At 69.1% G+C, this 7,019-nt stretch carries 11 protein-coding genes; 3 read left to right on the top strand and 8 right to left on the bottom strand.

Going from position 1 to position 7,019, the window contains the following annotated elements; all coding sequences use genetic code 11:
* The 4 genes from AB0G02_RS24600 to AB0G02_RS24585 all read right to left on the bottom strand — a co-directional run.
* Window positions 1–505 (bottom strand): hypothetical protein (locus tag AB0G02_RS24600; RefSeq protein WP_360797815.1); only part of this gene is annotated, 505 nt, incomplete at its 3' end.
* A gap of 422 nt (window positions 506–927) precedes the next feature.
* Window positions 928–2,010 carry a histidinol-phosphate transaminase gene (gene hisC / locus AB0G02_RS24595; protein WP_360797814.1) on the bottom strand — a complete coding sequence of 361 codons (1,083 nt, stop codon included), beginning with the start codon at window positions 2,008–2,010 and terminating at the stop codon, window positions 928–930.
* Window positions 2,011–2,667: 657 nt separating this feature from the next.
* Window positions 2,668–3,045 carry a hypothetical protein gene (locus AB0G02_RS24590; protein WP_360797816.1) on the bottom strand — a complete coding sequence of 126 codons (378 nt, stop codon included), beginning with the start codon at window positions 3,043–3,045 and terminating at the stop codon, window positions 2,668–2,670.
* On the bottom strand, window positions 3,042–3,350 hold the full coding sequence (locus tag AB0G02_RS24585) for a hypothetical protein (RefSeq protein ID WP_360797817.1): 309 nt from the start codon (window positions 3,348–3,350) through the stop codon (window positions 3,042–3,044). The genes AB0G02_RS24590 and AB0G02_RS24585 overlap by 4 nt, the downstream gene beginning before the upstream one ends.
* A gap of 229 nt (window positions 3,351–3,579) precedes the next feature.
* On the opposite strand from AB0G02_RS24585, the gene AB0G02_RS24580 reads away from it, so the two are divergent.
* The 3 genes from AB0G02_RS24580 to AB0G02_RS24570 are packed head-to-tail and all read left to right on the top strand — an operon-like array spanning window position 3,580 to window position 4,477.
* On the top strand, window positions 3,580–3,936 hold the full coding sequence (locus AB0G02_RS24580) for a peptidase inhibitor family I36 protein (RefSeq protein ID WP_360797813.1): 357 nt from the start codon (window positions 3,580–3,582) through the stop codon (window positions 3,934–3,936).
* 14 nt (window positions 3,937–3,950) lie between these two features.
* The gene (locus AB0G02_RS24575) at window positions 3,951–4,328 is read left to right on the top strand and encodes a hypothetical protein (protein ID WP_360797812.1); all 378 of its coding nucleotides are present in this window, start codon (window positions 3,951–3,953) and stop codon (window positions 4,326–4,328) included.
* Window positions 4,325–4,477 carry a hypothetical protein gene (locus tag AB0G02_RS24570; protein ID WP_360797811.1) on the top strand — a complete coding sequence of 51 codons (153 nt, stop codon included), beginning with the start codon at window positions 4,325–4,327 and terminating at the stop codon, window positions 4,475–4,477. The genes AB0G02_RS24575 and AB0G02_RS24570 overlap by 4 nt, the downstream gene beginning before the upstream one ends.
* A 250-nt stretch (window positions 4,478–4,727) precedes the next feature.
* On the opposite strand, the gene AB0G02_RS24565 is transcribed toward AB0G02_RS24570, so the two are convergent.
* The 4 genes from AB0G02_RS24565 to AB0G02_RS24550 all read right to left on the bottom strand — a co-directional run.
* Complete coding sequence (locus AB0G02_RS24565) at window positions 4,728–4,979, bottom strand: hypothetical protein (RefSeq protein ID WP_360797810.1); 252 nt, start codon at window positions 4,977–4,979, stop codon at window positions 4,728–4,730.
* A complete protein-coding gene (locus AB0G02_RS24560) occupies window positions 4,979–5,425 on the bottom strand; it encodes a hypothetical protein (RefSeq protein WP_360797809.1) in 447 nt (148 codons plus the stop codon). Before AB0G02_RS24560 ends, AB0G02_RS24565 begins: the two co-directional genes overlap by 1 nt.
* Before the next feature lie 73 nt (window positions 5,426–5,498).
* Window positions 5,499–5,855, bottom strand: coding sequence for a hypothetical protein (locus tag AB0G02_RS24555; RefSeq protein WP_360797808.1), 357 nt, complete (start codon window positions 5,853–5,855; stop codon window positions 5,499–5,501).
* 618 nt (window positions 5,856–6,473) lie between these two features.
* Window positions 6,474–7,019 (bottom strand): tetratricopeptide repeat protein (locus AB0G02_RS24550; RefSeq protein ID WP_360797807.1); only part of this gene is annotated, 546 nt, incomplete at its 5' end.

Genomic DNA, 7,019 nt, shown 5'->3' with positions numbered 1-7,019 from the left:
CGAAGTAGGCGTGGGCGGCATCCGGCTCGTCCACGGCGAGCTCGATGACGCCGCCGTCGACCGAGCTGCCGACCAGGCTCGCCCGGAACGGCAGGTCCGGGCTGCTGACGAGGTCCGTGATCTCGGCGCGGAGCTGCCGGCGCGACTTCTTGCCCTGGACGACGTTGATCAGCCGGGTGTCCACCTTCGGGTCGACCCGGTGCACCGCGGCCAGGAAGCTCCGGCCCCGGCCCACGTCGGTCAGGTAGACGTTGACCGAGCGGTAGTCGGCGGCCATCTCGACCTGGGTGTAGATGTCCGCCCCGGGGCCTTGCCCCACCTGGGCCACCGCATCGGCCGCCAGCCGCAGCGGTTCGAGCACCTCGGCCTGCCGCTCCGGCGTCATGGCGGCCACGGCCTCGGCGGAGAGCGGGCCCGGCGTCCCCGCCGTCGCGGGGACCGTCATGAGCGGTAGCACGGCGAGCGCCCCGGCCAGGGCGAGGGATCTTCGGAAGGCGTTCCTCATCTGTTCCCCTCTTTCGGATCGACAGCAATCGTGGGTTTTCGTTCCCGACTTTCCCTTCGATCAAGGGCGTGCTCGTCCCGCGCGGGTTCTCCGACCGACGTGGAACTACTCCGGACCGTCGGCAGCGAATCCGCTCAAGCGGATCACGGAGTTCCGACTGCTGGAGGTAGGATCATCCGGAGTGGCCGGCAACGTGATTCGACGGTGAACCCGTCAAGCCGACTTCATCGACTGGGACAGCGAGCGAGTATGTCATGACGGTGTCGTCCCCACAGCTCAGAACTCACAAGTGGGCCCGGATGGACGAATGGCGCCGCACGGCAACGCTTTTGTTGATCTGCGACGCCGACGCGACGGTCGGCACCACCGCATTCCGGCACTACGATTGATGTCGAAGAGCCGTCAACAGCGGTGGGCGCACGTCAATTCGAGGAGGAATACAGCTCGAACGCCCGGAGGAGCTCGTCGTTCTCGCTCGGCGTGCCGATCGACACCCGGACCGCACCCTCGATCGACGAGCTCCGGTCGCGCAGTTTGATCCCCTGCGCGGCCATGGCGGCGCACAGGCCCCGCGGGTCCTCCGTGCGCAGCAGGAGGAAATTGGCGTCCGAGGCGGGAACGTCCCGCACCACCGGCAACCGCGACAGGGCCGCGCGCACGCGATCCCGCTCGGCCACGATGCGGGCGATGTTCCGGCGCCCGTAGGCGATGCCGTCCGGCGAGATCGCGGCGCCGATGGCGCGGATGGCCGTGACGGTCAGCGGGTACGGCGGCATGATGCGGCGCAGCACCCCGATCACCTCGGGGTGGGCCAGCGTGATGCCGCAGCGCTCACCGGCGAGGCTGTACTCCTTCGACAGCGAGCGGACGACGACGAGGTTGGGGTGGTCCCCGATCTCCCGGGCCAGCGACGGTCGACCCGAGTAGTCGACGTACAGCTCGTCCACGACCACCACCGCCCGGCCCCGCAGCTCGGCCGCGAGCCGCAGCACGGACGACCGCTCCATCACGTTGGTCGTCGGGTTGTTGGGCGAGCAGACGAAGACGAGCTTGATCCGCCGGTCGGCGTCGCACGCGGCCACCACTGCGTCCACGTCCAACTGGAACGATCCCGGCACGAGCGGCACGCGGCACACCCGGGCGCCCTGGATCTCCGCGGCGGTCTCGTACATGACGAAGGTCGGCGGTGTGATCAGGATGCCGTCCCGGCCGGCCTCGCAGAACGCGCGGACCAGGAGGTCGATGGACTCGTCGGCCCCGCGCGACAGGAAGACCTGCTCGACCGGCACCTCGTAGAGCTCCGAGAACCGGCGCAGGAGCGACGCCGGCTGCGGTTCCGGGTACCGGTTCAGGCCCTCCTGCTCGGGGCCACCGGGGAAGGGAGGGTAGGGGTTCTCGTTGGCGTCGAGGTAGATCCGGGCGGACTGGTCGCCCTCAAGTCGTGCCGACGTGTAGGGCCGCATCGCGTAGATCTCCGGCCGCACGAGCGCGACGATGTCCTCCACGACCCATCCCTTCCCTCACGGCCCGACCCGCGACACCGCACGGTACCGGACGGGCGTGGTCGGTCAGGTGTGCGCACCGTCTGGCGCCACCCGGCCGTACGCCCTCGCCTGGATGCCGAACAGCTCGGCGTGGCTGCCGGTCTCGGCCACGCGCCCTCCGAGAGCACCACGACGAGGTCGGCCATCCGGACCGTGGAAAAGCGGTGCGACACGAAGACGGTGACCGCGCCCGGCAGCAGAACGGTGATGCAGACCGAGGTCGTCAGGGACGCCAGCGACACCAGGCCCAGCATGCCGTCGTCTCGCCGCAGGCGGCCCTGGGAGTGCGACTTTCACGCCGCTCGCGCCGTTCTTCGCGCCGGACGTCGTGCTGCACCAGGCTGCGGTACGGCGCCTTCCTGACACACACCAGTCCACTTGTCGTCCTGACTCATGTGCGCGCACGCGGCCGGGTCAGCGACTGCGGACTTGACTTCCCGATCTTGCAGACGATCACCGTCGAGGAAGGGCGCATCACCGAGGGACGTCCGTTCTGCTGGAACACCGCAGCGGCCGTGAACGCATGCTCGTGCCGCTGATCGAGCATGAGGACGGACGTCCGCTTCTGCCGAATCGAGGACGCTCGACGTGGATGGATCCGTTGGGCCGTCGTGGCCGCTACGGCAGGTCCGACATGTCCAGTACGAAACGGTAGCGGACGTCGTTGCGCTCCAGGCGGTCGAGGGCGTCGTTGACGCGTGCGGACGGGAGGAGTTCGACGTCGGCGGTGACGTTGTGCCGGGCGCAGAATTCCAGCACGGCGGCAGTCGCGGGACGGCCACCGCTGCCGGCGGAGCTGAGCTTCTTCCGCCCTACCAGCAGATCGGTGGCCTGCACGGTGACCGTGCCGAGGTGCCCGACGTGGCTGAGAGTTCCGTCCAGGGCGACCAGCCCGAGGTAAGGGCTGACGTCGTGCGGGACGGCGATGGTGTCGATGACGACGTCGAACCGGTCCCGGGCCGCGGCCATCCCGCGTTGGTCCGCCGAGACGATCAGATCGTGGGCACCCAGCCGGCGGGCGTCGTCGGCTTTGCCGGCCGATCGGCTGATGACCGTCTTACCACCCCAGCGCCCGCACCAGCGAGTAGCAGCCGCAGGCGCGACAGGTAGTTCAGCAACGTCGCCCTGGCCCGCAGCGGTGGCTGGTCGCGCCACACCCGACCGATCAGCCGATCGACCGAAACCACCCGGCCCGCGTCTGCCGCCAGCGCGGCCGGCACGCACCGCTGCCGCGCCGGTCCGAGCTCGAGCGAGCCGCCATCGACGAGGGCTGCTATTCCACCCAGAAGAATGAATTCCATCCGCCGAGTCCCGAAGCTGTCATCACCTGGTCGTCCACGCATCCCCCATGAGGTCATACCAGCGCTGAGCAGTGGATTGTTGAAAACACGGAAGATTCACCGAGACAGCCGCTTACTCTGGAGCACGTCGGCAACGGACATCCGAACGTGGGGGTACGCAGCGAATCGCAGAGGGGATCCGCATGACCCCCGCTTCTCAGGCGGGCCGACCCAGCGAAAGGACAGAGAGATGAAGTTGATCAAATCAGTGGCCGTCGGCGCCGTGAGCCTGCTGGCAGTGACCCTGCCCGCTGCTCCCGCGGAGGCGGCGGCCTGGGACTGCGCGGCCGGGTACTCCTGCTACTACGACGGAACCGACGGCCACGACAAGCTGTTCACCGCGACACGTTGCGGCACGCACGACCTCAGGGGAGGGCCCTATCAGGACAAGATCTCCTCGATCGCAAACTACGGCAGCGGCAAGGTTTGGGTCTACGTGTGGAACGTCGAGGCAGGAGACCACTTCGACCTTCACGGCTGGGTCGAGGTCGGTTCGCAGGGCAACTTCTACACCAACGACATCGACAAGATCTACATAGTCTGTTGAGCCATGGCTCAGGCGTGGTGTTCCTCTCGCATAGGCGGAAAGCCGAACACCACGCATGGGTCCAAGTGATCCGGCCGGCCGTGCTGAGCGCACAGCGCGACCGGGTCTGGTCCAGCAGCCCGGCGACGGAAACGGCACGGCCGGGGGCGTTGACAGCCCACGCTGAGGAGGAGCGCATGCGGTTCGCAATCACGCTTGTGACGACGGCGGCGATCATCGCGTCGGCGGTGTCGGTGATCGCGGCCGTCCCCGCGTACGCGGATTCGGCGAGCTGCCGGGTACTCGCCGACGGCTACGACAACTACTGCGTGACGCGGGCGATCAGCGTAGCACCGACCGACATTTTCACCTGGCCACGACTGGCGGTCCGCAGCGGAACCGGCTGCTCGTGATCACGGACGTCACCAACGGCGAGCGGGTCGTCGAAGAGCTCGTCTTCGGCAACGCCGACGTCTGGCGGAGCAACGTGTCCGCGTCCTACAAGGCCGAGGTCTTCTGCAACTCACCCTGCCCCAACCTGGTGGCCTACTTCTCCAACTGACAGGACCAGCGGGTGGACAGCGTCGGCCACACCGGCTGACCGCTCCGACCTGCAGGCTGCTCGGCCCGCGGCTCCTGCCACGGGTCGAGCCAGTTGTCCCGGCTGTGGAGTACAGCATCGACCACAGCGTTCGGTCCGGGTTGGACGGTGTCCGCATTGTTCGAGTTCGGCTAGGGCCCGTGGATCCGACAGTGCCTGGTCCGCTCCAACTGGAGTGTTGAGGTTGTCCCCGATGACCGGACGCCGGATTTCATGCCACGAGGACGAGGCCCTGACGATAACCGACGCGGAGGTCGGCATACCCGCTTGCCCGGACTCTGCCCCAGGACTCCGGCGTCAGCACCACCAACGACTCGTCCCCGCCCCACCCGGCCTCGATCAGATCGACCGCCCGTGGCCGCCACGACGGGATCGTCCCCGCCACGGCCGTGGGCCCGAGCAACATCACCGACGACCGACCGGCCGGGATCGGCTCGCGGGCGTGCACCAGCTCAACCGACATCAGCCGACCTCCCCAGCACCAACTCGAACACCGCTGCGGAACTCGACATCTGGCACCGGGACACGGCCGACTGCGCGGAGAACCACCTGCTCCAGGTAACGGCCACGCTTGCGCTCGACTGTGCGCAACCCCACCCCCAGCTCCGCGGCCTTGGCCCGTTGCCGTTCGACCAACGTCGTGACGGCCGGGTCGTAATCCGGCCGCGGTGGAGCCCCCGGTGCCGGGTTCGGCGGCAGGCCGGTCTCGACCTCCACTAGGTGCTCCCGCCAGCGTGTCACGTCGGCGACGGCCTCGGACGGCAACGTCGCCAACAGCCCGAACGGCTCCACCGCCGCTGGCGCGTCCGCGTCCAGGACCGCGAGGTCCGCCGCGCCCAGCAGGTGCCCGGCCAACACCACCTGCGTCCCGCCGGAGTCCGCGCGCAACCGCCCCGGCGTGCCCGCCAACCCGCAACCACGTGCTCCTCGCCGTCGAAGACGACCCGGTCGCCCACCCGCAGCACCGGCCGCGACACGTCCGTCACCGGCTCACCACCGCCTCCGGGTGCAGCGGCACCGACAGTTCGACGTCCAACTCGCATCGCCAGAGCAGGTGGAACAACACCGGCTGCACCGCGATCGGATTACCCACCGCCTCCGCCCCGTCCACCAGCCCGGGCGGTTCGGCTAACACCGCGCGCAGCGCCGCCGCGACCTCCGGCAGGTCGTGGCGCGGGTGCCGGTAGCCGGACCCGTCGGCCAATCGCGCGAAGTAGTCCGGCGCGTGCGACTGCGCCTTGCCCTCCGGCGTGGTCCAGAACAGCCAGGCGGTTGCGAGGCGATGCCGACCACCTGCGGATCGAAGTCCAGCAGGATCAGCCGGTCGCGCTCCAACCACGACTCGTACCCGACCAGTGAACGTCGTGGCGGTCCACCAGCGCCCCACGTGGTGACGCTGGCCCTTGTAGGAGGGGAACCGGCGCACCGGCAGACACGCCTCGAACGGCACCCGCCACGCATCACCCCACTCCAGGCGATGCTCACCATCCGCGTCCGCGAACGCGACCTCGAACTCCCCGCCCGACGTCGCGGGAACGCCCCCAGGGACCAAACCGAGCTTCCACACGGCGGCGCATTCTGCTGACCCCGGCCCGTGCCTTGATCACTGCTCCGCCATCTAATCCCGAACTCCGCCACTACCTCAGCCAGCTACCCCCGAACACCGCCACCTTCGCTCGTACAGAACACCAGTGTCCCGTCCGGGTGAAGGTGGCGAATAGCGAGGCTGTTGACCTGTGGTTCGCCACCCAGGTCCGAACGACAGTGGGGCGCAGTGTTCGGACTTTGTTGGCGGGTTCCGCGGAGTGTCCCCGGTTCCGGGCTTCGAGGCGGCGCCGGGTAGCGGTTCGCGACACCGGTCGGTCTGCGAAGGGCCACCGGTCCCGAGCGGGCAGGTCGACATCTGCCGCCGACCTGCGGCGTCACCGGGGTAGGTCCTGGGGTTGGTTGTCCGGACCTACGTTGCGGCTTCGGCGGGTCGGTCGTCGTCGGGGCGGAGTAGCGGGTCTAGTTGCCGTTGCAGGCGTTCGGCGTCGTCGTTGCGTCCCTGGTGCCGGCACAGCTGCAGTGCTTCCTGCCATGCGGTGCGGGCTTGGTCGTGGTGGCCGAGGGCGGCGTAGGGCCGGCCGAGGTGTTCGAGGGTGCTGGCGGCGTCGTAGATGTTGCCGCCGCCGCGGCGCAGGGTGAGGGCCTGCCGGTAGTGGCGGATGGCCAGGTGGTGGTTGCCGGTGTTGTGCTCGATGTAGCCGAGGCTGTTGAGGGCGTTCGCCTCGCCGGTGCGGTTGCGGTGTTGTCGGTGCAGGGCCAGGGCGGTGTGGAAGTGGCCGCGGGCGGTGTCGTGGTCGCCCAGTCGGGCGGTGTACAAGCCCACGGCGTTGTGCGCGTGGGCTTGGCACAGCGGCACGTCGAGGCCGAGGAGCAGGCGCAGTGCGCGGGTGGCGTGATGCAGGGCCTCGCGGTCGTCGTGCCCACCCCGGACCCTGGCGAGCGCCTGGTGGGCGTG

Source organism: Actinosynnema sp. NPDC023658, assembly GCF_040639995.1.
Classification (GTDB): Bacteria; Actinomycetota; Actinomycetes; order Mycobacteriales; family Pseudonocardiaceae; genus Actinosynnema.
The sequence above is the reverse complement of the archived record's forward strand: the minus strand, read 5'-3'. Positions and strand labels throughout refer to the sequence as shown.

What these genes read in the sequence shown, in the direction of transcription:
- AB0G02_RS24585 (WP_360797817.1), bottom strand. Translation starts at nt 3,350, where the DNA reads ATGGAATTCATTCTTCTGGGTGGAATAGCAGCCCTCGTCGATGGCGGC.
- AB0G02_RS24580 (WP_360797813.1), top strand. Translation starts at nt 3,580, where the DNA reads ATGAAGTTGATCAAATCAGTGGCCGTCGGCGCCGTGAGCCTGCTGGCA.
- AB0G02_RS24565 (WP_360797810.1), bottom strand. Translation starts at nt 4,979, where the DNA reads ATGTCGGTTGAGCTGGTGCACGCCCGCGAGCCGATCCCGGCCGGTCGG.